At 71.2% G+C, this 22,458-nt stretch carries 24 protein-coding genes and 1 pseudogene; 18 read left to right on the top strand and 7 right to left on the bottom strand.

Features of this window, described 5'->3' with window-relative positions:
* Position 1 precedes the first annotated feature (1 nt).
* From OG875_RS07180 to OG875_RS07155, 6 genes are all read right to left on the bottom strand, one after another.
* Positions 2 to 1,069: a phosphotriesterase family protein gene (locus OG875_RS07180; RefSeq protein ID WP_330173388.1), complete on the bottom strand. Its 1,068-nt coding sequence runs from the start codon at positions 1,067 to 1,069 to the stop codon at positions 2 to 4.
* A gap of 52 nt (positions 1,070 to 1,121) precedes the next feature.
* The gene (locus OG875_RS07175) at positions 1,122 to 2,627 is read right to left on the bottom strand and encodes a YhfT family protein (protein WP_330173387.1); all 1,506 of its coding nucleotides are present in this window, start codon (positions 2,625 to 2,627) and stop codon (positions 1,122 to 1,124) included.
* Between the two features lie 88 nt (positions 2,628 to 2,715).
* Entirely contained in the window at positions 2,716 to 3,072 is a 357-nt protein-coding gene (locus OG875_RS07170; RefSeq protein WP_330173386.1) for a DUF2620 domain-containing protein, read from the bottom strand.
* Between the two features lie 13 nt (positions 3,073 to 3,085).
* Positions 3,086 to 3,487, bottom strand: coding sequence for a transcriptional antiterminator (locus OG875_RS07165; protein WP_330173385.1), 402 nt, complete (start codon positions 3,485 to 3,487; stop codon positions 3,086 to 3,088).
* 250 nt (positions 3,488 to 3,737) lie between these two features.
* Positions 3,738 to 4,676, bottom strand: a complete 939-nt coding sequence (gene yhfZ, locus OG875_RS07160) for a GntR family transcriptional regulator YhfZ (RefSeq protein ID WP_330173384.1) — start codon at positions 4,674 to 4,676, stop codon at positions 3,738 to 3,740.
* 273 nt (positions 4,677 to 4,949) lie between these two features.
* A complete protein-coding gene (locus OG875_RS07155) occupies positions 4,950 to 5,855 on the bottom strand; it encodes a methyltransferase domain-containing protein (RefSeq protein WP_330173383.1) in 906 nt (301 codons plus the stop codon).
* An 841-nt stretch (positions 5,856 to 6,696) separates the two neighbouring features.
* Here OG875_RS07155 and OG875_RS07150 point away from each other — a divergent pair.
* From OG875_RS07150 to OG875_RS07070, 17 genes are all read left to right on the top strand, one after another.
* Positions 6,697 to 7,290, top strand: a complete 594-nt coding sequence (locus OG875_RS07150) for a hypothetical protein (RefSeq protein ID WP_147878267.1) — start codon at positions 6,697 to 6,699, stop codon at positions 7,288 to 7,290.
* Between the two features lie 301 nt (positions 7,291 to 7,591).
* Entirely contained in the window at positions 7,592 to 8,032 is a 441-nt protein-coding gene (gene rpsP, locus OG875_RS07145; RefSeq protein WP_330173382.1) for a 30S ribosomal protein S16, read from the top strand.
* Between the two features lie 2 nt (positions 8,033 to 8,034).
* The gene (locus OG875_RS07140) at positions 8,035 to 8,274 is read left to right on the top strand and encodes an RNA-binding protein (protein WP_004944869.1); all 240 of its coding nucleotides are present in this window, start codon (positions 8,035 to 8,037) and stop codon (positions 8,272 to 8,274) included.
* Between the two features lie 300 nt (positions 8,275 to 8,574).
* Entirely contained in the window at positions 8,575 to 9,237 is a 663-nt protein-coding gene (gene rimM, locus OG875_RS07135; protein WP_330173381.1) for a ribosome maturation factor RimM, read from the top strand.
* A gap of 11 nt (positions 9,238 to 9,248) precedes the next feature.
* Positions 9,249 to 10,070, top strand: coding sequence for a tRNA (guanosine(37)-N1)-methyltransferase TrmD (trmD, locus tag OG875_RS07130; protein ID WP_330177636.1), 822 nt, complete (start codon positions 9,249 to 9,251; stop codon positions 10,068 to 10,070).
* A gap of 134 nt (positions 10,071 to 10,204) precedes the next feature.
* Positions 10,205 to 10,555 carry a 50S ribosomal protein L19 gene (gene rplS, locus OG875_RS07125; RefSeq protein ID WP_330173380.1) on the top strand — a complete coding sequence of 117 codons (351 nt, stop codon included), beginning with the start codon at positions 10,205 to 10,207 and terminating at the stop codon, positions 10,553 to 10,555.
* 57 nt (positions 10,556 to 10,612) lie between these two features.
* A complete protein-coding gene (gene lepB, locus OG875_RS07120; RefSeq protein WP_330173379.1) occupies positions 10,613 to 11,389 on the top strand; it encodes a signal peptidase I in 777 nt (258 codons plus the stop codon).
* The gene (gene lepB, locus OG875_RS07115) at positions 11,382 to 12,386 is read left to right on the top strand and encodes a signal peptidase I (RefSeq protein ID WP_330173378.1); all 1,005 of its coding nucleotides are present in this window, start codon (positions 11,382 to 11,384) and stop codon (positions 12,384 to 12,386) included. The genes lepB (OG875_RS07120) and lepB (OG875_RS07115) overlap by 8 nt, the downstream gene beginning before the upstream one ends.
* Complete coding sequence (gene lepB, locus OG875_RS07110) at positions 12,355 to 13,353, top strand: signal peptidase I (protein WP_330177635.1); 999 nt, start codon at positions 12,355 to 12,357, stop codon at positions 13,351 to 13,353. The genes lepB (OG875_RS07115) and lepB (OG875_RS07110) overlap by 32 nt, the downstream gene beginning before the upstream one ends.
* 69 nt (positions 13,354 to 13,422) lie before the next feature.
* Positions 13,423 to 14,190 carry a signal peptidase I gene (lepB, locus tag OG875_RS07105; protein WP_330173377.1) on the top strand — a complete coding sequence of 256 codons (768 nt, stop codon included), beginning with the start codon at positions 13,423 to 13,425 and terminating at the stop codon, positions 14,188 to 14,190.
* A 1-nt stretch (position 14,191) separates the two neighbouring features.
* On the top strand, positions 14,192 to 14,671 hold the full coding sequence (locus OG875_RS07100; protein ID WP_330173376.1) for an NUDIX hydrolase: 480 nt from the start codon (positions 14,192 to 14,194) through the stop codon (positions 14,669 to 14,671).
* A gap of 56 nt (positions 14,672 to 14,727) precedes the next feature.
* Positions 14,728 to 15,036 carry a DUF2469 domain-containing protein gene (locus tag OG875_RS07095; protein ID WP_003993268.1) on the top strand — a complete coding sequence of 103 codons (309 nt, stop codon included), beginning with the start codon at positions 14,728 to 14,730 and terminating at the stop codon, positions 15,034 to 15,036.
* Between the two features lie 285 nt (positions 15,037 to 15,321).
* Positions 15,322 to 15,684, top strand: a complete 363-nt coding sequence (locus tag OG875_RS07090) for a YraN family protein (RefSeq protein ID WP_330173375.1) — start codon at positions 15,322 to 15,324, stop codon at positions 15,682 to 15,684.
* Positions 15,684 to 17,312: a YifB family Mg chelatase-like AAA ATPase gene (locus tag OG875_RS07085; RefSeq protein WP_330173374.1), complete on the top strand. Its 1,629-nt coding sequence runs from the start codon at positions 15,684 to 15,686 to the stop codon at positions 17,310 to 17,312. The genes OG875_RS07090 and OG875_RS07085 overlap by 1 nt, the downstream gene beginning before the upstream one ends.
* Positions 17,309 to 18,478, top strand: coding sequence for a DNA-processing protein DprA (gene dprA / locus OG875_RS07080; protein ID WP_330173373.1), 1,170 nt, complete (start codon positions 17,309 to 17,311; stop codon positions 18,476 to 18,478). Before OG875_RS07085 ends, dprA begins: the two co-directional genes overlap by 4 nt.
* Before the next feature lie 271 nt (positions 18,479 to 18,749).
* Complete coding sequence (gene whiG / locus OG875_RS07075) at positions 18,750 to 19,598, top strand: RNA polymerase sigma factor WhiG (protein ID WP_330173372.1); 849 nt, start codon at positions 18,750 to 18,752, stop codon at positions 19,596 to 19,598.
* 73 nt (positions 19,599 to 19,671) lie between these two features.
* On the top strand, positions 19,672 to 20,232 hold the full coding sequence (locus tag OG875_RS07070) for a TetR/AcrR family transcriptional regulator (RefSeq protein WP_330177634.1): 561 nt from the start codon (positions 19,672 to 19,674) through the stop codon (positions 20,230 to 20,232).
* Positions 20,233 to 20,533: 301 nt separating this feature from the next.
* Here the strand turns inward: OG875_RS07070 and OG875_RS07065 are convergent.
* Positions 20,534 to 21,157: pseudogene (locus tag OG875_RS07065) on the bottom strand (peptidoglycan DD-metalloendopeptidase family protein); the annotation flags it as partial.
* Positions 21,158 to 21,448: 291 nt separating this feature from the next.
* On the opposite strand from OG875_RS07065, the gene rpsB reads away from it, so the two are divergent.
* Complete coding sequence (rpsB, locus tag OG875_RS07060) at positions 21,449 to 22,411, top strand: 30S ribosomal protein S2 (protein WP_330173371.1); 963 nt, start codon at positions 21,449 to 21,451, stop codon at positions 22,409 to 22,411.
* Positions 22,412 to 22,458: the final 47 nt, after the last annotated feature.

Below are 22,458 nucleotides of genomic sequence, written 5' to 3'. Positions count from 1 at the left end.
CTCAGTTCTCCTTCGGGTCCGCACCGGTCAGGAACCGCAGCGGATTGCGCCGTGTCATCAGGTCGATCAGGTCTTCGTCCACCCCGGCCGCGCGCACCCGGGGCAGAAAGGACCGGAAGAGATGCCCGTAGCCGTGGCCGCCCGCCGACCGGAGATAAGCGTGCCGGGAGATGTCGCAGCTGAGCAGGACCCGGTCGGCGTGGCCCGCCTCCAGCAGTGCCAGCAGGAGGCGCAGCCGCGTGGTGTCGCTCTGGTAGCTCTCCTTGCCGACGGTGTCGAAGGCGACGTACGCGCCGCTCGCCGCCAGCTCATGGTGCACGGACGGGGCGTCGAGCAGGTCCTGGTGTCCCAGCGAGATCCGGTGCGGGGGCAGTCCGGCGCCGGTGAGCAGTGCCAACTGGGCGAGACCGCCCCGGCCGAGCTGCGCGTGGGTGGCGACCGACAGGCCCGTGGCCACGGCGGCGTGTGCCGACGCCAACAGGACACGGGTCTCGGGCGCGGTCGGTGCGTCGCCGTGGCTGCCGATCTCGCCCAGAACGCCGGGCCGGACACCCGTGCCGCCGAACCCGTCCTCAACCTCCGCTACGAGGGTCGCGGTCAGTTCCTCGACGCCCGCCCCGTCGAGCTCCGGCGGGTGGAACGGCTCGTAGTACCAGCCGGTGGCGGCCACCACCGGTACCCCCGACGCGGCGGAGATCCGGGCCAGGGCGTGCGGACGGCGTCCCATGCCGCGGCAGGTCAGCTCGACGACCAGGCCGAGGCCGTACTCCTCGCGCAGGGCCGCCAGTTCCGCGACGACAGCGGGGCCGTGCCGCTCCGCGTCGAGAACCGCCGCCCCGTCCCCGGCGCGGTCGAGATCGAGGACCAGATGCTCGTGGGCGAGCACGGGGCCCCGGACGGCCGAGACGGCCAACGGGCCGGTGACGGTGCGCAGATGGCGCGGTTCACCCGGCGGGCGCGCACCGTCACCAGGACCACGGCCACGGCCAGGACCCCGTCCGATGCCGAGATCTGTGCCGTGGCGGAGGTACGGGGCGGAGCCGAGGCCCGGGTCGGGACGCTGCTCCATGGTGCGTGGTCCTTCCGTTGGGGGTGGGCGGCCAAGGGGGCTCGGAGCCGCCCTATCCCTTGATCGGGGTGAACAGGTCCAGCCAGTGGAGGATGTTCAGGAGTACTCCTCCGACGATGACCGCTGCGGGCGCCGCCGCCATGCGCACCACGGGGCGGCCCATCGACTCGTTCAGCAGGTAGAGCCCGCCCACGACGAGGATGCCGAGGCCCCCGCCCATGACGTTGGCGGCCATCAGCGAACCGAAGAGGATCGCGAGCCCCAGGGCGTCGCCGATCGCACTGCGCAGATATTCGGAGGAGTCGCGCACGCTGGGCAGTTTCCCGAGGAGCCTGCCGATGGCGGAGAGAGCGAGCACCTCGACGGCGAAGACCACGGCGCCCACGACGGCGGCGAGGAACGGGTTCGGCATGAGATAGCCGAGGGGGTACACGAAGGTGAACCCGGCGATGCCGTACGCGCCGGAGGCGAGCGCCGTCGTCGCGATCAGCGGTACGAAGCCGAACGCCCGGTAGAAGTCCACCTGGGCGGCTTCCGCGTAGTCCCCCTTGGCGATCAGGAAGCTCGTCGCCTCGCCGCCGGCGAACACATGTGACTGAGCCAGCACACAGACGCCGGCCCCGAGCAGCATGAACAGCGGCAGATGGCGGCGCAGCCGCAGTGCGCTCGCGCCGAACAGCGAGGCCATCGGGTCCGCCACGTCGTCGGCCGCCCTGTCGTCGGCCGCCCCGTGGTCCTTGCCCGGCTCGGCGGAGCCGCCTGTCGCAGTTGCTGTGGCCTTCGCCGGCTCGCCGACCGTCTCAGCCGTGGTCGTGGTCGTGGTCCTGGTCGTGGTCGTGGGCGCGGTCGTGGTCGTCCCGGCCGAGGCTGAGGCCGACGACTTTGCCGCCTCGGCCCGGTCCGCCTTCCGCTGCGTCATGTCCTTGTTGACCGCGAAGCCGATGAGTGTCAGCACTCCGACGGCCATCGCGAGGGAGCCGGGAAAGATGTCGGGCCAGACCTTCATCGTCGTCACGACGATGACCAGTTCGACCACCGCCGCTATCGCGCCCCGTCGCCGCCCGAACTGCTTGGTGATCGCGAGCACCGGAAAGAGCGTGAACAGGAAGAGGATCGGCGTCGACATCTGCTGGAGCGCCGTCAGGAAGTCGACGGGCAGGTCGTGGGCGAGGCCGTTGGCCCCGTTGAGGCCGAACACCACGATCGCGCCCCACGCGCCGCCCAGCAGCGGAGCGATCCATTTCCTGGGCGACAGGATGCCCAGGACGTCGGTGGGCAGGAAGACCAGCCACGGGTTGAGGACGCCGGTCGACAGCGCCATCGGGGCGCCGAGCCCGAAGATGAAGCCCGCGGAGAGCCCGAAGGACACGGCGGTGGTGGCGTTGCGCGTGGACCGCCCCTGGACGAGGTCCAGCATGAAGGGGCGTACACCGTCGTTGAAGACGGCCAGCGCCATATGAGAGATGAACGCGGTCAGCGCACACAGCGCCACCACGGTCAGTTGCTGGGCCGGCGAGAGGTCGAGGTGTGTCGAACTCGCTGCGAGGACGCTGCTCACGGAATCACTCCTCCATGCCCGGCGGGGCCTGGCACCGCGCGGGGTCGTACGAGTACTGCCGAGCCGCTACGGGCTCGCTACGGGGCCGTCAGCCGCGTGCGGCGACGGCGCGGGCCATGAGCGGGGCGATCACGTCGATCTGGTCGACGGCGAAGCCGAAGACCCGCTTGCCCTCCGCCAGCAGGGCGTTCACCTCGTCCTCGGTGGGGACGGAGCGGCCGAAGGTGTGACAGGCGGGCTTGCCGAGCAGCGCGAGGAGCACCCCGAGCGAGGCTCCGGCACCTGTGTGGCAGGTGCCGAGGTAGTAGTCGGCCTGACCGCCGCGAAGTTTCATCGCGGCGTCCATGTCGTTGGAGGTCGTGATCTCGATGCCGTCCAGGCCGAGGGCTTTGACGGTCGCCGTGACCTCGGTCTTGCCGACGCCGCCGGTGAGGATCTTCGTCATGGCTGTTTCCTTCTCAAGTCGCGCGACGTGATGGGGGAGTTCGGGACGGCGAGTTCCGGTCGAGCAGGGCGAGGTGCAGTCCCAGGAAGTTGATCTCCGAGTCGGGGAGGGGCGTGCCGAGCTCCGATGCCGCGCGTCGGGAGACGGCGCTCGCCCGTGTCACCGCCTCCGGATGCCCCGCGAGTTCGGCGGCGATCTCGGCGTCGGTGGTGAACTCCGTGATCGGTTCTCCGTCGAGCAGTCTGGTGAGGGCCATCATGAGGTGACTGGTGAGCGTGCCGGCGGTCTCCTCGGTGACGGTGCGGCCCTCGGCGGCCAGGGCGTCGAGTTCGTTCGTCACGAACGTGACGACCTCGGGCCGGACCTGACCGCCCTCGCGGAACAGGCGGATACGGAGGGCGAGCCGGTCGTCCATGCTGGTGGTCCCTTCGTCGGAGCAACACAACAGTAACCAGTATTTTGGATTTTGAGCAGAGGCTCGACTTCTTCTTTCCCCGGGCGGCGCGACGCTCCGGCCCGGGACGAAGCCGCGGGCACGCCGGTGTGAGCCGGCCCCGTACCGCGTGAGCCCGCCCGTACTTCGCGAGGCCGCCTCGTACCGCGTGAGTCCACCCCGTACACCGTGAGCCCGCCCCCTGCGGCGCCGACGAGGAGGAGCGCCGGGGTCAGTACGACGGGGCGCGCTCACCGCGCAACACCTCGTTCTGACAGGTGGTGATGACCGACAGGTCGAGGCAGTCTCGTACGGCGCCGAGCGCCTTCGCCCCCTCGGTCCTGCCGATGATCGCGGCGCTGGAGTTGCGCAGTGACAGGTCGCGGGTCATTTCCTCGCCCAGGGGCAGCACATCCACGCCGGGGCCGAGGCGGTCCTGGACCTCGTCGAGGTTCCACAGGGTGGCGTCGACCCGGTCGTGCGCGAACAGGTCGCGCAGTTGCATGTACGACGCCTCGACCCACCTGATGTCGGAACGCCCCGCGAAGACACGCTCCACGAGGGCGCGCTGGTCCTCCGAGGCATGGTCGACCGCGACGCGCAGGCCGACCGTTTCCCGCGTCGCCCCGCGGCGCAGCAGTAGCCCGTGGGCCCCCACGTACGTCGCGGGACCGAGGTCCGCGATGAGTTCCACGGGATGCTCCGCGATCAGCCGGTCGGCGGCGAACCGCGAGAGGACCACCAGGTCGACCTTGCCCTCGATCAGCGCGGTGGTCCGGGCTCCGGCGCCGCGCATGAACGTGATCGCGAAAGGCGCTCCGGCCCGCTCGAACGCCGCGCGCAGACCGGTCGCCAGTCCCTCGTACCGGTGCGAGTAGGGCAGCGGCATCGCCGCCAGGAGAGTGCCGAGCCCGGAGAACCGCCAGAGGACCGAACGGTCGGAGCGGACGAGGAAGGTGCCGAGATGGCCGCGTGCGGTCGTACCGATCGCGCCCGCCGTTTCGAGGAGTTGGAGGGCGGCCTGGACGGTGCCGTTGCCGACTCCCAGCTCCTCGGCGAAGTCACGGACACGGGGCAGGCGGGTGGCCGGCTCGTGATTGAGCAGGAGAACGGCGAGTTGTCGGGCGGCGAGGCCGTTGCGGCTCAGTAGGCGTTCGTCGATGCCGGTCACGGACAGGGACAGTAATCAGGATTCTGGATGCTGCCAAGGTCGACCGGCCAGGGACGACCGACTGAGAGGACCGGCCGAAGGGCGGCCTTCTCCCGCCCCGCGCCTGGCCGCCGACCGGGCCAGGTGGCCGACCCCACCCACCCCGCGCCCCCCGCCCCGCGACGCTGCGGCCTCCGTCCCCCGGCGTGCGAGGCGTCACGGCGTACGAGGCGCCACGGCTTATGAGGCGCCGCGGCGTACGAGGCGCCACGGCTTATGAGGCGGGCCCGTCCGTCAGGGCGTGCGCGCGATCAGGTAACGGAAGACGTTGGGCATCCATACGGTGCCGTCTCCCCGGACATGCGGGTGGAGCGCCTCCGTTATCTCCTTCTCCACCTGCGACTGGTCCGTCGCCCGTACCGCGGCGTCGAACGCCCCGGTCGACAGCAGCCCGCGCACCGCGCTCTCCATCCCCGCGTACCCGAACGGGCACGACACCCGCCCCGAACCGTCCGGCTTCAGCCCTGCCCGCGCCGCCACGTCCTCCAGATCGTCCCTGAGCGGCGGACGGTAGCCACCCCCCTTGCGCAGCCGTTCCGTCAGCCGCCCGGCGACCCGCAGCACGTTGGACGTCGCGCACCGTTCCGGCGGCCCCCAGCCCGCCAGCACGACGGGGGTTCCCCGGTCCGCCACGGACGCCGCCTCGGCCAGCGTGGGTCCGAGACCGTCCGCGTCGCCGGCGGCCACACCGATGGGCTGGAACGCCGTGATCACGTCGTAGGCGGGGCGCTCCGCCTCCAGGACGGCTGTCGCGCCGCCGGTCAGTACCCGCGCCCGTGCTCCTGCCCCGTCGCCGCGCACCCCCGACGGCGGCACGGCGTGCGGTGCCGTGTGGTCCGCGACGCGTCCGTCGTGGACGAGCCGCTCACGGGCCAGGGCGACGCGTTCCCGGTCGGCGTCCACGCCGGTGACCTCGGCGCCCCGGGCGGTGGCGATCAGCAGGGCGAGCCCGGAGCCGCAGCCGAGGCCCAGCAGCCGGGTGCCGGGGCCCACCTCAAGACGCTCGTACACCGCTTCGTAGAGCGGTACCAGCATCCGTTCCTGGATCTCGGCCCAGTCACGGGCGCGCCCGCCCGCCTCCGTAGGAGGCTCGGTCGCGGTCGCGTTCACCTGGTGCTGCTGGACGAGCGTACGAGTCATGGATAGCGCCCCAATCCGGCGAGAGTCCCCGTGCCCTGATTGACAGCCCCCGTGTACGTGCGCACCTTCGTTCCCCGTATGCCAGGGAACTCCCCATCCGTGCCCGCGTCCAGTGGTTCGCGGGCAATCCTTGCCTGCTCCGGTTGTGCGCCCCGGCGCACGGAAATCGTCTCTCGCCGGACATGGTCGGCCCACGCTCCGAGCCTCCGTCGAAACGCCCCTGGCCGCGCCCCGTGCCGGGCCCCGTGAGCCGTCATCGTGCGCGGGCGCGGAGCCGGCACAGGCAGGATGGGGCGGTCCACGGGGCCGACGACCGTGCGCTCGGGGGCGTTGGTGGTGAGGGGGCCGAAGGGGTGACGCCGCCGGGGCGTGACTGCCCCGCCCTTGCCTTCGACCGCCCCGCTCCCGGCCCCGACCGCCCCGCTATCCGCCGAATCCGTGCCGTCTGCCCCGAGCGGACCCCGATGCCGGGGATCGGCGGCGCGCCCGTTAGTGTCGTTCGTGCGGTTCTGCCCCCATGGCCGCCTCGTCACCGCCCCGTGCCGGTGTCCCGCCCCGTGCGGCGCCCGCGAGTCCTGTACGGCGGCCCGAGCGACGCCACCCTGTCACCACCCGCGCCGGCGGCGGCCGGGACGTGGCCCCGATCCGGTGTACGTATCCGGCCTACGCGTCCAGGCGTACCCCGTACTACGTACCGCCTTGTGACGAGAAGAGAAACTTCTCCGCACATCGACGCACCCGCCCTCGTCAGGACGCATCAATGGCAACTGACGGGTACGTGCAAAATATTTGAGATGCCCCGGAATGGAACCCGGGAGGGTCCCGGCTCGTTGTTCACGACGTGAGCACGACACCACCTGTCCTCGCCGCAGAACTGGCGCAGGCGTGGGCCGAGATTCAGCGGCACCACACCGAGCTGCCCGATCTTGCCGCGCCAGAGTCCCTGATCGGAGAGTCGTCGTCCGCCTGCGGCGCCGAGCTCTCCTTCGAGCGACTGCTTCACGAGGCAGTCCATGGCATCGCCGCCGCCCGGGGTGTCCGCGACACCTCCCGGGCCGGGCGCTACCACAACCGCCGATTCCTCGCGATCGCCGAGGAGTTGGGCCTGGATCATTCCGAGGAGCCGCATCCCAGCAGTGGCTTCTCGCTTGTTTCGCTCAACCCCGAGGCGAGACGGCGCTACCGCCCCACCATCGAGCGGCTCCAGCGCGCCCTCGCGGCGCACACGGTCGCGACGACGTCCGACACCGAGCGCAGCTTCCGCGGCCCCGCCGCGCGGCACGGCTCGTCGGGTGGCGGGGTGCGCGTCAAGGCGGTCTGCGACTGCGGTCGTAACGTACGCGTCGTGCCGTCGGTCCTCGCGCAGGCGCCCATCGTCTGCGGCGGCTGCGGCAAGCCCTTCCGTATCCCGGAAGTGGTCGCCGCTGCGAGCTGAGTGAGCCGGGCAGGCGGGGCGGGTCGAGTGGTCGGGGCAGTGCCGGGCAGTCTGGTCGCGCCGAAGGCCGTCGCGTCCGCCCCGCCCGGCGCTGCCCCGTCCCGGTTCACGGAGATCGGCGGCCCCGTCGGGCGGGGCACGGCGCGCCCGACGCGTGTGGCACAATGGCCAGCTGTACTCGACAGCCGCACAGGACCCCTCTCTCCTCCGGCTGACGCGTCCATCGGGCACGCGAGTACCGCAACCCCACGCGGCATGTCGCTGTGCCCAACCACGCCAAGATCCAGGAGAGACCACTTCCGTGGCAGTCAAGATCAAGCTGAAGCGTCTGGGCAAGATCCGTTCGCCTCACTACCGCATCATCGTCGCCGACTCCCGCACCCGCCGTGACGGCCGGGCCATCGAGGAGATCGGCCTGTACCACCCGGTGCAGAACCCGTCGCGTATCGAGGTCGACTCGGACCGCGCGCGTTACTGGCTCTCCGTCGGCGCCCAGCCGACCGAGCCCGTCCTCGCGATCCTCAAGCTCACGGGCGACTGGCAGGCGCACAAGGGCCTGCCCGCGCCGGCGCCGCTGCTCCAGCCGGAGCCGAAGGCCGACAAGCGTGCCCTCTTCGAGTCCCTCGCCAAGGACGGTGACGAGCCCAAGGGCGACGCCATCACCCCGAAGGCGAAGAAGGCCGACAAGAAGGCGGACGAGGCCGACGCTTCGGCGCCCGCCGCTGAGCCGACCGAGGCCTGAGCATGCTCGAGGAGGCTCTCGAGCACCTCGTGAAGGGCATCGTCGACAACCCGGACGAGGTGCAGGTCGCCTCGCGCACCCTGCGCCGTGGCCGGGTGCTCGAGGTACGGGTGCACCCCGACGACCTCGGTAAGGTGATCGGCCGCAACGGCCGTACCGCGCGCGCCCTGCGCACCGTCGTGGGCGCGATCGGCGGCCGTGGCATCCGGGTCGACCTCGTCGACGTGGATCAGGTCCGCTGACAGACTGGTGAACCGGCAGAGGCCGGGAAGGGCCTCGGCCCTTCCCGGCCTCTGCCGTCTGCGGGGCGTGGCTCCGGTACGTCGCGGCACCGGAGCTGTCCTGCCGACCCGCCCCGCCCCGTGGCACGCGCCGCCCCGCCGCCCGGCGCCCGCCGTTCGCGCCGGGAACGCGTACGACGCCGGGGAGGGCACCGGAACGGCTCCGGGGCCGAGCGGCCCCGGAGCGGCAGGAGTCCCACCCAGCAGTCGCGGAAGCCACCGCAGTAGTTACAGCAGGTTCGAGAACAGGGGCGTGTGCAAGTGCAGTTGGTAGTCGCGCGGATCGGCCGTGCCCACGGCATCAAGGGCGAGGTCACCGTCGAGGTACGTACGGACGAGCCCGAGCTGCGGCTCGGCCCCGGGGCCGTACTCGCCACCGAACCGGCCTCCGCCGGCCCCCTGACGATCGAGACCGGGCGGGTCCACAGCGGCAGGCTGCTGCTGCGTTTCGCCGGGGTCGGCGACCGTACGGGTGCCGAGGCACTGCGCAACACCCTGCTCATCGCCGAGGTGGATCCGGAGGAACTGCCGGAGGATCCGGACGAGTACTACGACCACCAGCTCATGGACCTGGACGTCGTCCTGCCGGACGGCACGGAGGTCGGCCGGATCACCGAGATCACCCATCTCCCGTCGCAGGACCTGTTCATCGTGGAGCGGCCGGACGGCACCGAGGTCATGATCCCCTTCGTCGAGGAGATCGTGACCGAGATCGATCTGGTGGAGCAGAAGGCCGTGATCGATCCGCCCCCCGGTCTCATCGACAACGACTTCGCTGTCGCCGTCCCCGACGACGACGGCGCACCACAGACCGGTGACGGCGCCGCTCCGGCCGAGGGCGACGCCGCCGACGACCGGGGCGTTGACGGGGGTGGCGACGGTGCCGGGGGCCCCGACGGTGCGGGCAGGGGCGCGGCGTCATGACGCGCGCCGCCATGTTCCGCGCCGACGTGATCACGATCTTCCCGGAGTACCTCGACCCGCTGAACGTCTCCCTCGTCGGCAAGGCCCGCGCCCGTGGCACCCTCGACGTGGGCGTGCACGACCTCCGCGCCTGGACGTACGACCGGCACAACACGGTCGACGACACCCCGTACGGCGGCGGCCCCGGCATGGTCATGAAGACCGGCCCCTGGGGCGACGCGCTCGACCAGACGATCGCGGACGGTTACGAGGCGGGCGCGCACCGCCCCGTCCTGGTGGTTCCCACGCCCAGCGGCCGTCCCTTCACCCAGGAACTCGCCGTCGAGCTGTCCGAACTGCCCTGGCTGATCTTCGCGCCGGCCCGGTACGAGGGAATCGACCGCCGCGTCGTGGACGAGTACGCGACGCGGATACCGGTGTACGAGGTCTCCATCGGCGACTACGTCCTGGCCGGCGGCGAGGCGGCGGTCCTGGTCGTCATGGAGGCAGTCGCCCGGCTGCTGCCCGGCGTCCTGGGCAACGCCGAGTCCCATCGCGACGATTCGTTCGCCCCCGGGGCGATGGCCGATCTGCTGGAGGGCCCCGTCTACACGAAGCCCCCGGAGTGGCGTGGGCGATCGATCCCGGACATTCTGCTCAGCGGTCACCACGGCCGGATCGCCCGCTGGCGGCGGGACGAGGCGTTTCGCCGTACGGCGCTCAACAGGCCCGACATGATCGAGCGTTGTGACCCCGCCGCCTTCGACAAGAAGGACCGCGAGACGCTCTCCATCATGGGCTGGGCCCCCGAGCCCGGTGGCCGATTTTGGCGCAGGCCCGACACCGTGGAATGATGAGCCACTGCCGTACGTCCGGTGCGCGCCCCTGCCACAGGGGGAACGACGCCCACCCGACGCGAACGGCACTCCGAACATTCCTCACGAGATTCCGTTGATGACCTGTGGCATCAGCGAGGAAGCAGACCATCATGGCCCACCTGCTCGACACCGTCGACGCGTCGTCGCTCCGCAGCGACCTCCCCCCCTTCCGTCCCGGCGACACCGTGAACGTCCACGTGCGTGTCATCGAGGGCAACCGCTCCCGTATCCAGCAGTTCAAGGGTGTCGTCATCCGCCGGCAGGGCTCGGGCGTCCGCGAGACCTTCACGGTCCGCAAGGTCTCCTTCTCCGTCGGCGTCGAGCGCACCTTCCCCGTCCACAGCCCGATCTTCGAGAAGATCGAGCTCGTGAGCCGTGGTGACGTACGTCGCGCCAAGCTCTACTACCTCCGTGAGCTGCGCGGCAAGGCCGCGAAGATCAAGGAGAAGCGCGACAACTGAGCCCCGGGCTCGACTCGCACACGGTTCCTACGGACCGCCGGATAAGCTCTGGGCCCGATGGACACCGAACCACAGCACTCGGAGCGCGACCCCTCATCACCGCCCGCCACAGGGACGGATGAGGGGTCGCGCTCCGTGCGCGTACCGGGACCCGGGGTACTTCCTCGTGCTCTTTCGTGGCGCGGCGCCCTCATGTTGGGCGTCCTCGGTACGGCGGCTCTGCTGCTGTTCAGCGCCTTCGTCGTGCAGCCCTTCCTGATCCCCAGCGGCTCCATGAAGCCCGGTCTCCAGGTCGGGGACCGGGTTCTGGTCAACAAGTTGGCGTACCGTTTCGGTACCGAGCCGCAGCGTGGTGATGTGGTCGTCTTCGACGGCACCGGATCCTTCGTCCAGGAGCCGGCGCCGGAGAATCCCCTCGCCGCCGCCGCCCACGGGGCGGCGGCGGCCCTCGGTCTCGCCGAACCCGCCGAGACCGATTTCGTGAAGCGTGTGATCGGCGTGGGAGGCGACCGGGTGGTCTGCTGCGACGAGGAGGGCAGGGTCGAGGTGAACGGCCGGGCGATCGACGAGCGGTACCTGTACGTCGGCGACTCGCCCTCCCGCGTGCCCTTCGACATCGTCGTCCCCTCCGGCACGCTGTGGATGATGGGCGACCACCGCAGCAACTCCCGCGACTCACGTGACCACTTGGGCGAGCCGGGCGGCGGCACCGTACCCCTCGACAAGGTCGTCGGACGGGTGGACTGGATCGGCTGGCCGCCGGCCCACTGGACCTCCCGGGAGCCCACCGACGCCTTCCGGGACGTACGAGGCCCGGACGGCGCCCATGGGTAACCGAGGCCGGCCCGGGGGCCACCGGGGCGACACCCGGCTGCCGACGGGCACCAGACCCACGTCAGGACGCGCCCTGCCCGGTCGCGCGGAGCGGCGCAAACTCGCACGCAGGGTGAAACGGCGCCGCCGCCGCTCCGCGATGACGGAGATTCCGCTGCTGATCACCGTGGCGCTGTTGATCGCGCTGGTGCTCAAGACCTTCCTCGTCCAGGCGTTCGTGATCCCCTCCGGTTCCATGGAGCAGACGATCCGGATCGACGACCGGGTGCTGGTGGACAAGCTCACGCCCTGGTTCGGCTCCCGCCCCGAGCGCGGCGACGTCGTCGTGTTCAAGGACCCCGGCGGCTGGCTCCAGGACGAGGCGGAGGTGCCGCCGGACGACCCGATCGTCGTCAAGCAGGTGAAGCAGGCCCTCACCTTCATCGGACTGCTGCCGTCCGCGGACGAGCAGGACCTGATCAAACGCGTCGTCGCGGTGGGCGGCGACACCGTCGAGTGCTGCGACCAGGACGGGCGGGTCGTCGTCAACGGCGTACCGCTCACGGAGCCGTACCTGAACCCCGGCAACCCCCCGTCGAAGCTCGACTTCCAGGTGAAGGTGCCGACGGGGCGGATCTTCGTGATGGGCGACCACCGGTCCAACTCGGCCGACTCGCGCTTCCATCTCGACGAGGAGTTCCGCGGCACCGTCTCGGAGGGCGAGGTGGTCGGACGGGCCGTCGTCATCGCCTGGCCGTTCAGCCACTGGCGGCGGCTGGAGGAGCCGGAGACGTACGCCTCCGTACCGGACGCGCGCGCCGTACCGACCACGGCGCTCGGCCCGTCGAATAGTGTGTCCTCCCAGGATCCGAACGGAATGATCCTGCTCCCGACCCCTGCGGAACTCCCGCTCGTTATGGGAGTGGTGGGCCTGCTCCGTCTCCGGAGCGGGCAGTTGCACGGAGTGAGGAGTGGATGTGGGGGATTTGGCCGTCGGCGCACGATCCGGACACGGTGAGCCCGAGGACAGGCCCGAGCAACTCGTGGAACCTTCCGTCGGTTCCGCCGGGTTCGCCGCGGGGACCCCATCCGCGGGCGCGTCCGGGGAGATGAAAGGCCACACGGTGGAGCGGCCGGACGGTGCACCCGGGACCGGTGGGCCCCGGGACTACGACGGGGCGGATGACGGGACGGACGACGGGGGGCCGGACGAGAGGAAACCGCGCTCGTTCTGGAAGGAACTGCCCCTGCTGATCGGCGTCGCCCTGCTGCTCGCCCTGCTGATCAAGACCTTCCTGGTCCAGGCGTTCTCGATCCCCTCGGACTCGATGCAGGACACCCTGCAACGCGGTGACCGTGTGCTCGTGGACAAACTCACCCCGTGGTTCGGGTCGGAGCCCGAGCGCGGCGAGGTCGTCGTCTTCCACGACCCGGGCGGCTGGCTCGACAGCACCCAGGCCCCCGAGCCCAACGTGGCGCAGAAGTTCCTCAGCTTCATCGGCCTCATGCCCTCCTCGGAGGAGAAGGACCTCATCAAGAGGGTCGTCGCGGTCGGCGGCGACACGGTGGAGTGCGTGAAGGGCGGCCCCGTCCAGGTCAACGGGAAGGCACTGGACGAGAAGTCGTTCATCTTCCCCGGGAACACCTCCTGCGACGACGAGCCGTTCGGACCGATCAAGGTCCCGGACGGCCGGATCTGGGTGATGGGCGACCACCGGCAGAACTCGCTCGACTCCCGCTACCACCAGGAACTGCCCGGTCAGGGCACCGTCTCCACGGACGAGGTCGTCGGACGGGCGATCGTCATCGCCTGGCCGCTCGACCGGCTGTCGACGCTGCCGGTGCCCGACACCTTCGACCAGCCGGGTCTCAGCGCCGCCTCCGTGGCGACGTCGGGGGCCCCGGCCGTGCTCGGTGTCGCGGGCGCCCTGCCGCTGGTGTTCTGGCGCAGGAAGAGGCTGACCGGCGGTCGTACCGCCGGGTAGGGTGCCGTCCCAGGTCGCCGATCCGGCGATGATCATTCTCCGGAACGGGGGACGGCCGGGATGACCGGGATGACCGGGAGCGTTGCGGGACGGACGAACGGCGGCCACGGCCGCCTCGGCAGGGTGCTGTCGGGGCTGGCCGTGGCCGTCGGCTGTGTGCTCTTCCTCGGCGGGTTCGCCTGGGGCGCGGTGGAGTACCTGCCGTACACCGTGCCGACGGACTCGATGGATCCGACGGTCAAGGCCGGCGACCGCGTCCTGGCGCAGCGGATATCCGGCGACCAGGTCCGGCGTGGCGACGTCGTCGTCTTCAAGGACGCAGAGTGGGGCGACATGCCGATGGTGAAGCGGGTCGTCGGTGTCGGGGGCGACAAGGTCGCCTGCTGCGACGCCGAGGGGCGGCTGACCGTCGACGGGAAGGCGGTCGAGGAGCCGTACGTCGGGCGGACGCCCGGCGGGCTCGCGTCGACCACCCGCTTCGGGGCGACGGTTCCGAAGGGGCAGCTGTTCCTCCTCGGCGACGAGCGCGGCGGGTCGCTGGACTCCCGGGTCCACCTCCAGGACCAGGGGCAGGGTTCCGTGCCCCGGTCGTCGGTGACGGCGCGGGTCGACGCCGTGGCATGGCCGCCGAGCGGCATGGTCGGGCGCCCGGCGGCATTCGCGGCACTGCCCGGCGGGGTGTCGGAGCCCGGCCCGGTGCGGCTGCTGGTGGGCGCCGTGGTTCTCGGGGCGCTGCTGATCCTGGGCGGTGCGGCGTACGAACCGGTCGCACGGCGCCTCGGCGGGGCGCGGCGTACGGGGCGGACCGGCGGGGAGGTCCCGACCGGTGCCCGGTGACATGCTCCGGAAGGTCTCACGGGTCGTACTGCTGGACCCGTACGACCGCATTCTGCTGATGCACGGGTACGAGCCGGGCGACCCGACCAAGGAGTGGTGGTTCACTCCCGGCGGCGGGCTGGAGGGCGACGAGACACGGCAGGAGGCCGCGCTGCGCGAGCTGGCCGAGGAGACGGGGATCACAGAGGTCGAACTGGGGCCGGTTCTCTGGCACCGTACCTGCTCATTTCCGTTCGACGGGCGGCGCTGGGACCAGGACGAGTGGTACTTCCTGGCACGTACGGCGCAGACCGATACCAACGCCGAGGGGCAGACGGAGCTGGAGCGGCGCAGTGTCGCGGGCTCGAGGTGGTGGACCTCCGCCGAACTGTCGACAACGCGTGAGACGGTGTACCCGACCAGGCTCGCCGGGCTGCTGCGCACGCTGCTCGACGAGGGTCCTCCTGGTGCGCCGGTGGTTCTCGCCCCTGAGATCGTCTAGGGGCGGCGGGGCCCGACGCACAATGGTGGGGACGGACGGCTGAAGGGGAACATGCCATGAGCGCCGAGGACCTCGAGAAGTACGAGACCGAGATGGAGCTGAAGCTCTACCGGGAGTACCGCGATGTCGTCGGGCTGTTCAAATACGTGATCGAGACGGAACGGCGTTTCTATCTCACCAACGACTACGAGATGCAGGTGCACTCGGTCCAGGGTGAGGTCTTCTTCGAGGTCTCGATGGCGGACGCGTGGGTCTGGGACATGTACAGACCGGCCAGATTCGTCAAGCAGGTGAGGGTTCTCACGTTCAAGGACGTGAATATCGAGGAGCTGAACAAGAGCGACCTGGAGCTGCCGAGCGGTTGAGGCCGTTGAAGCCGTTGAGGCGGTGGACGGTACGCGGCACGGTTGATGCGGTGCCGGCGGTGAGGCCTGGTGCCGGCGGTGAGGGCGGTGAGGCGCGGTTGGGGTCGTGCGTCGGCCCGGGGTTGTTCCTGGTGGCTTTCGTGTTGGCTGAGGTGGCTGCTGTGATTCGTGTGACGGCTGGTGCGCTGGTGGGTGGCGGAGTTATCCACAACCGGTGAGTTGTCCCCAGGCATCCACCCACCGCTGAGCCGCGCCCCCAGAGTCGGTGCCGGAGGTGGTGCCGACATGAACGCGACGGGGGCACTCGGGCGGTACGGCGAAGGGCTGGCCGCGCGGCGGCTGGCAGCGGCGGGAATGACCGTCATCGACCGCAACTGGCGGTGCGGCAGGACGGGCGAGATCGACATCGTGGCCCGCGACGGGGACGTGCTCGTCGTCTGTGAGGTGAAGACCCGCCGGGAAGGCTCCTTCGAGCATCCGATGGCGGCGGTGACACCGGTCAAGGCGGAGCGGCTGAGACGCCTCGCCGCCTGCTGGCTGGAGGCGTGCGGCGGACCGCCCCCGGGCGGAGTACGGATCGATCTGATCGGTGTGGTGCTGCCCAGACGCGGCGCTCCCGTGGTCGAGCACGCGCGAGGGGTGGTCTGATGGGATTCGCGCGTGCCTGTTCGGTGGCGCTGGTGGGCGTCGAGGGCGTGGTGGTGGAGGTCCAGGCCGACCTCGAACCGGGAGTCGCCGCCTTCACCCTGGTCGGGCTGCCCGACAAGAGCCTGTCGGAGAGCCGGGACCGGGTCCGGGCGGCCGTCGTGAACTCCGGCGCGGAGTGGCCGCAGAAGAAGCTCACCGTGGGGCTCAGCCCGGCCTCCGTACCCAAGAGCGGATCCGGTTTTGATCTCGCAGTTGCCGCCAGTGTGCTCGGGGCGGCCGAACGCGTCGACCCGCGGGCCATCGCCGACCTGGTGCTGATCGGTGAACTGGGGCTCGACGGCAGGGTCCGTCCGGTACGGGGCATCCTCCCGGCCGTCCTCGCCGCGGCCGAAGCCGGCTACCGGCAGGTGGTGGTGCCGGAACAGACGGCCGGCGAGGCGTCGCTGGTACCCGGGGTGTCGGTGCTCGGCGTACGGAGCCTGCGCCAGCTCATCGCCGTGCTGACCGGCGAACCGGTGCCCGAAGAACCGACGGTCACCGAGGACGGGCGGCCCGATCCGATGCTGGCCGGGCTGATCGTGCCCGGCGCCGGCGTGGGGACGGGCCTCGCCACACGCCTCGGACAGCACGACGGCCACGGCCCGGACCTCGCCGACGTCGCGGGACAGCGGGCCGCCCGCACGGCCCTGGAGGTCGCCGCGGCGGGCGGACACCATCTGCTGCTGCAAGGGCCGCCCGGAGCGGGCAAGACGATGCTGGCCGAACGCCTGCCCGCACTGCTGCCACCCCTGACCCGCCAGGAGTCCGTCGAGGTCACGGCGGTGCACTCGGTCGCCGGAATCCTGCCGCCGGGTGAGCCTCTCGTCCGTGCGGCTCCGTACTGCGCCCCGCACCATTCGGCGACCATGCAGTCCCTCGTCGGCGGTGGCAATGGGCTCGCGAGACCGGGAGCGGTCTCGCTGGCGCACAAGGGAGTGCTCTTCCTGGACGAGGCGCCGGAATTCTCCGGCAAGGCTCTCGACGCGCTGCGCCAGCCCCTCGAGTCGGGCCAGGTGGTGATCGCGCGCAGCGCCGGAGTCGTACGGCTGCCCGCCCGCTTCCTGATGGTGCTCGCGGCCAATCCGTGCCCCTGCGGGCGGCACACCCTGTACGGCGCCGGGTGCGAATGCCCGCCCTCGGCGATCCGCCGCTATCAGTCGCGCCTGTCCGGGCCGCTGCTCGACCGGGTCGACCTGCGGGTGGACGTTCAGCCCGTGCACCGCGCCGACCTCATGGGCCGGGGCGGGCGGGGCGAGACCTCGGCCGTCGTCGCCGAACGGGTCGTGGAGGCCCGCCGGAGATCGGCGGAACGGCTCGCGGGGACCCCGTGGACCGTCAACAGCGAGGTGCCGGGCCACGAACTGCGCACCCGGTGGCTGACCGCGCCCGGGGCACTCGACGCGGCCGAACGCGACCTCGAACGGGGGCTGCTCACGGCTCGCGGCCTCGACCGGGTGCTGCGGGTCGCGTGGACGGTCGCGGACCTCGCCGGGCGGGAGCGCCCCGACGAACGGGACGTGGGCGTGGCACTGGAACTGCGCACCGGCATCGCCCGGGGCGCCGGCGCCGTGATCAGGGGCGTCTCATGACCGCGGAGGCCGACGCGGACGAGCGACGGGCGCGGGCCGCACTGACCCGCGTGATCGAGCCCGGCGACGAGAACGGCGGACGGTGGCTGCGCGAGTACGGCGCCCGAGGGCTGATGCAACTCCTCACCGCTCCCGAGGGGACCGACGACAGAGCTCTGGGGGGCGTCGGCCCGCGCCGCGTCAGCGGCCTGCGGGCCCGCGCGGCGGCAGCCGCTCCCGAGCGGGACCTGTCGGTCGTCGCGGGGATCGGCGGCCGGTTCGTCTGTCCGGGCGACCGGGAATGGCCGACACAGCTCGACGACCTGGGCACGTCGCGGCCCATCGGGCTCTGGGTACGAGGCACGCCCGACCTGCGACTCTGGGCCCTGCGCTCCGTCGCCGTCGTGGGAGCCAGGGCCTGCACCCCGTACGGGGCTCACATGGCGGCGACCATGGCGTCCGGTCTGGCCGAGCGCGGCTGGGTGGTCGCCTCCGGTGCCGCGTACGGAGTGGACGGAGCCGCCCATCGGGGCGCGCTCGCCTCGGACGGCGCCACGATCGCCGTCCTGGCCTGCGGGGTCGATGTCGTCTATCCGCCCGGACACGCGGAACTGGTGCGGCGCATCGCCGAGCAGGGTCTCGTCGTGGGGGAACTGGCGCCCGGAGACCATCCCACCCGCAGCAGGTTCATCCTGCGCAACCGTGTCATCGCGGCGCTCACGCGGGGAACGGTCGTCGTGGAGGCCGAGTACCGCAGCGGCTCCCTGGTGACCGCCCGCTGCGCACAGCGGCTCGGACGCTTCACCATGGGCGTCCCGGGCCCGGCGACGAGCGGGCTCTCCGCAGGGGTGCACGAGATGCTGCGGAACGAGGGCGTGCTGGTCACCGACGCCGCCGAAGTGGTCGAACTGGTGGGGGACATGGGGGACCTGGCCCCCGCCCGGCGCGGGCCCGTCCTGGGCAGGGACCTGCTCGATCCGCCCGCCCGGCGGATCCTGGAGGCGCTGCCCGGCCGGGGTGCCCTCGGCGGGCGGGACATCGCGCGCGAGGCCGCGACGACGGTCGACGAGGCCCTCGGGAGGCTGTACGAGCTTCACTCACTCGGGTTCGTCGAACGGCACGGGGACGGATGGCAGTTGACGCCGCGGACGACACGTGACGACGGGACGCGGCGAGCCGGTCCTTGACCGGGGTCCCTCGGGTGAAAAAGTGAGCCGAATGACCCACGCAGTTCTCCCGGCGGCCCTCCCGGCGTCGCGACAGCGGCTGATACCCGTGACGCCGGGGCCGGACCGTACCGCCGCGGCGGCGTCCGACAGCGCCGGTCGGGACAAGCGCCGCAGCCGCCTCTTCGCGCACCGCGACCGTACTGTCACGCTACGCTCACCTGGAATCCGCGCCAGACACAGCCCCAGACGTACTCCTCTCACTTCACGGCAGAACGGCTCAAGGCAACGCATGCCCCAGCACACCTCCGGGTCCGACCGTGCGGCGGCGCCCCCCGTGGTGCCTCCCGCGGCCCGTGGCGACGTGCGACCTGCCGCGCCCACGGCGCTCGACACGTTGTGGCGGTCGTACAAGACCACGGGCAGTGAGCGGCTGCGTGAGCAGTTGATCCTGCACTACTCACCGCTGGTGAAGTACGTCGCCGGCCGGGTGAGTGTGGGACTGCCGTCCAACGTCGAGCAGGCCGACTTCGTCTCCTCCGGAGTCTTCGGGCTCATCGACGCGATCGAGAAGTTCGACATCGAGCGGTCGATCAAGTTCGAGACCTACGCCATCACGCGCATCCGGGGCGCGATGATCGACGAACTGCGCGCGCTGGACTGGATTCCGCGCTCCGTACGCCAGAAGGCCAGGGCTGTCGAGCGGGCCTACGCCACGCTGGAGGCGCAGCTGCGGCGCACCCCGTCAGAGGCCGAGGTGGCGGCCGAGATGGGGATCGCCGTCGAGGAACTGCACGCCGTTTTCAGCCAGTTGTCACTGGCGAACGTCGTCGCGCTGGAAGAACTGCTGCATGTCGGCGGGGAGGGCGGCGACCGGCTCAGCCTGATGGACACACTGGAGGACACGGCGGCCGACGACCCCGTCGAGGTGGTCGAGGACCGCGAACTGCGCCGACTGCTGGCCCGCGCCATCAACACCCTTCCCGAGCGCGAGAAGACCGTGGTCACCCTCTACTACTACGAGGGCCTCACCCTGGCGGAAATCGGCAATGTCCTCGGTGTCACCGAGAGCCGGGTCAGCCAGATCCACACCAAATCGGTCCTCCAGCTCCGCGCGAAACTGGCCGACGCGGGACGCTGAATCGTCCCTGCCCCGCCTGCGCGCGCGGGGTCCGCCGTACAGTGGGCGGGTGCCCAGGATTCGAGCGGCCTCCGTGGCCGAGCACCGGACCATGCAGCGCGGCGCCCTGCTGGACGCCGCACGCTCCCTCCTGTCCGAAGGCGGCACGGAGGCGTTGACCTTCCCCGCCCTGGCCGAGCGCACGGGGCTCGCCAGATCGTCGGTCTACGAGTACTTCCGGTCGCGCGCTGCCGTCGTGGAGGAGCTCTGCGCCGTCGACTTTCCGGTCTGGGCCGCCGAGATCGAGTTCGCCATGGCCGAGGCGACGACCCCCGGGGACAAGATCGAAGCGTATGTGCGCAGCCAGTTGGGACTGGTCGGTGACCGTCGACACCGAGCGGTGGTCGCCATCTCCGCGAGTGAACTCGACGCCGGTGCCCGGGAGAAGATCCGGGCGGCGCACGGCGGGCTCATCGCGATGATCGTCGACGCCCTTTCGGAACTGGGACACGAGCAGCCGAGGCTGGCCGCGCTCCTCCTCCAGGGCGTCGTGGACGCCGCCGTGCGGCGGATCGAGCTCGGCGTGGCCGAGGATCCCGCGGTGATCGCCGAAGCGGCGGTGTCCATGGTGCTCCGAGGCGTACGCGGTACCTGACTCCCGTACGGCTCCGCCCGCGCACCCACGCGGCCGCCGCGAGCAGGGCGGCGGCGTGCAGCGCGTCGCCCGCCAGTGCCGCGGTCTCGTCGGCCGCGATCGAGACATCCTGCGGACGGTGAGTCCCCGGCTCTCCCACGGGTCCGCCCGACGTCCGTGCGGCGGCGGGCTCGGGCACGCCGAACACCGGCAGCAGTCGGGCCGGCCCACGGTCGAGAAGGTCGTCGGGCAACAGGGAGAGCGGGTCGAGATAGTCCGTGCCCCGCAGCAGGCCCCAGTGCAGACACCCGCCCGCGCAGTGGAAGGGCCCCGGTCCGAGGACCGCGACGACCTGGCCCGCCGCCACCTCGTCGCCCTCCGCGACAAGCGCTGTGACCGGCTCGTAGGTGGTCCGCAGCGGCGGCTGCCCGGTGCCGTTCAGCGTGATCGAGAGAACGCCCCGTCCCGCCACCTGGCCGCTGAAGGACACCCGCCCGGGAGCGGCGGCACGTACGAGAGATCCAGGAGCGGCGGCGAGGTCCACCCCGCGGTGGCCGGGGCCGTACGGCGTGGCCGGTGGCTCCCATCCGCGCAGAACGGTCGGCCGTGACCCCACGGGCCAGGCCCGGTCCCCGCTGACGCCCTCGACGGTCGTACCGCTCCCGGTCTCCGTACCGAGCGGCGCGTTCCCGGCGGTGGGATTCGTGTCGGCGGGGCGGGCGGGGCCGGAAGCGGCCGGAGGCGGTTCGGGGCGGCCACCGGCGCCTGCGCCCGGCCCCTCGTGATCAGACGCCCGCGCGTCGGACGAGGGCCCGAAGAGGACGGCCGCCACCACCCCCGCGAGGGTGGCGACCCCGGCGGAGACGCATCGGGAGAGGATTCCCGGCCCGCGAGTCCGGCTTGGCCGGGCGGACGTATGAATGTGCAGTTCGTGGACAGTGATCATGCCGACCACGCTGCCTCAATCCGCGAATCCAAGTGGATCATGCTCGGATCCTGTGGATAACCGGCCCATTGTGTATATCTCCGTCACCCTCGCACTCCGTCGCCGGGCGCTGTGCGGGTCCCGTACACTTCCTGTGGCGATCCGGGTCACCGGATCGACTTCGCACGCCCCGCCACCGGCCTCTTCGCCGGTGTTCGCGCTTCTCGGTCCTTCGTGGCAAAGCGCTCCGGGGCGTCAGGCGCGACTGCCGTCCGGCGGACGCGACAACCGAGTACCTCAAGGAGTACGGCCATGGCCGTCGTCACGATGCGGGAGCTGCTGGAGAGCGGCGTCCACTTCGGTCACCAGACCCGCCGCTGGAACCCGAAGATGAAGCGTTTCATCTTCACGGAGCGCAACGGCATCTACATCATCGACCTGCTCCAGTCGCTGTCGTACATCGACCGCGCCTACGAGTTCGTCAAGGAGACCGTCGCCCACGGCGGCTCCATCATGTTCGTCGGTACGAAGAAGCAGGCCCAGGAGGCCATCGCCGAGCAGGCGACGCGGGTCGGCATGCCGTATGTCAACCAGCGCTGGCTGGGCGGCATGCTCACCAACTTCTCCACCGTCTACAAGCGCCTTCAGCGTCTGAAGGAGCTGGAGCAGATCGACTTCGAGGACGTAGCCGCCTCCGGCCTCACCAAGAAGGAGCTTCTGGTCCTCTCCCGCGAGAAGGCCAAGCTGGAGAAGACCCTCGGTGGTATCCGCGAGATGCAGAAGGTGCCCAGCGCCGTCTGGATCGTGGACACCAAGAAGGAGCACATCGCCGTCGGTGAGGCGCGCAAGCTCCACATCCCGGTCGTCGCGATCCTCGACACCAACTGCGACCCCGACGAGGTCGACTACAAGATCCCGGGCAACGACGACGCGATCCGCTCCGTCACCCTGCTCACCCGCGTGATCGCCGACGCCGTCGCCGAGGGCCTCATCGCCCGCTCCGGCGTCGCCACCGGCGACTCCAAGCCGGGCGAGAAGGCCGTCGGCGAGCCGCTCGCCGAGTGGGAGCGTGACCTCCTCGAAGGCGACAAGAAGGGCGACGCCGAGAAGCCGGCCGACGCCGCCGACGCCGAGGCTCCGGCCGACGTCCAGTCCTCCGCCGAGACGGAGAAGGTCGCCGACGCCGAGTCGGCCGCCGCTCCGGTCGAGGCCGCAGAGGCTGCCGAGGCCACCGAGGCCACCGAGGCTCCCGCAGCGGACAGCGACAAGGGCTGACCTCAACGATTCGGTTGCTGACGGCGGGGGCTTCGGCCCCCGCCGTC

The organism is Streptomyces sp. NBC_01498 (genome assembly GCF_036327775.1).
In the GTDB taxonomy this organism is placed as follows: domain Bacteria; phylum Actinomycetota; class Actinomycetes; order Streptomycetales; family Streptomycetaceae; genus Streptomyces.
This window is presented reverse-complemented; position numbering and strand designations above follow the sequence as displayed.

What these genes read in the sequence shown, in the direction of transcription:
- OG875_RS07180 (WP_330173388.1), bottom strand. Translation starts at nt 1,069, where the DNA reads ATGGAGCAGCGTCCCGACCCGGGCCTCGGCTCCGCCCCGTACCTCCGC.
- OG875_RS07170 (WP_330173386.1), bottom strand. Translation starts at nt 3,072, where the DNA reads ATGACGAAGATCCTCACCGGCGGCGTCGGCAAGACCGAGGTCACGGCG.
- OG875_RS07165 (WP_330173385.1), bottom strand. Translation starts at nt 3,487, where the DNA reads ATGGACGACCGGCTCGCCCTCCGTATCCGCCTGTTCCGCGAGGGCGGT.
- OG875_RS07155 (WP_330173383.1), bottom strand. Translation starts at nt 5,855, where the DNA reads ATGACTCGTACGCTCGTCCAGCAGCACCAGGTGAACGCGACCGCGACC.
- OG875_RS07140 (WP_004944869.1), top strand. Translation starts at nt 8,035, where the DNA reads ATGCTCGAGGAGGCTCTCGAGCACCTCGTGAAGGGCATCGTCGACAAC.
- trmD (WP_330177636.1), top strand. Translation starts at nt 9,249, where the DNA reads ATGTTCCGCGCCGACGTGATCACGATCTTCCCGGAGTACCTCGACCCG.
- rplS (WP_330173380.1), top strand. Translation starts at nt 10,205, where the DNA reads ATGGCCCACCTGCTCGACACCGTCGACGCGTCGTCGCTCCGCAGCGAC.
- lepB (WP_330173379.1), top strand. Translation starts at nt 10,613, where the DNA reads ATGGACACCGAACCACAGCACTCGGAGCGCGACCCCTCATCACCGCCC.
- lepB (WP_330173378.1), top strand. Translation starts at nt 11,382, where the DNA reads ATGGGTAACCGAGGCCGGCCCGGGGGCCACCGGGGCGACACCCGGCTG.
- lepB (WP_330173377.1), top strand. Translation starts at nt 13,423, where the DNA reads ATGACCGGGAGCGTTGCGGGACGGACGAACGGCGGCCACGGCCGCCTC.
- OG875_RS07100 (WP_330173376.1), top strand. Translation starts at nt 14,192, where the DNA reads ATGCTCCGGAAGGTCTCACGGGTCGTACTGCTGGACCCGTACGACCGC.
- OG875_RS07095 (WP_003993268.1), top strand. Translation starts at nt 14,728, where the DNA reads ATGAGCGCCGAGGACCTCGAGAAGTACGAGACCGAGATGGAGCTGAAG.
- OG875_RS07090 (WP_330173375.1), top strand. Translation starts at nt 15,322, where the DNA reads ATGAACGCGACGGGGGCACTCGGGCGGTACGGCGAAGGGCTGGCCGCG.
- OG875_RS07085 (WP_330173374.1), top strand. Translation starts at nt 15,684, where the DNA reads ATGGGATTCGCGCGTGCCTGTTCGGTGGCGCTGGTGGGCGTCGAGGGC.
- dprA (WP_330173373.1), top strand. Translation starts at nt 17,309, where the DNA reads ATGACCGCGGAGGCCGACGCGGACGAGCGACGGGCGCGGGCCGCACTG.
- whiG (WP_330173372.1), top strand. Translation starts at nt 18,750, where the DNA reads ATGCCCCAGCACACCTCCGGGTCCGACCGTGCGGCGGCGCCCCCCGTG.
- rpsB (WP_330173371.1), top strand. Translation starts at nt 21,449, where the DNA reads ATGGCCGTCGTCACGATGCGGGAGCTGCTGGAGAGCGGCGTCCACTTC.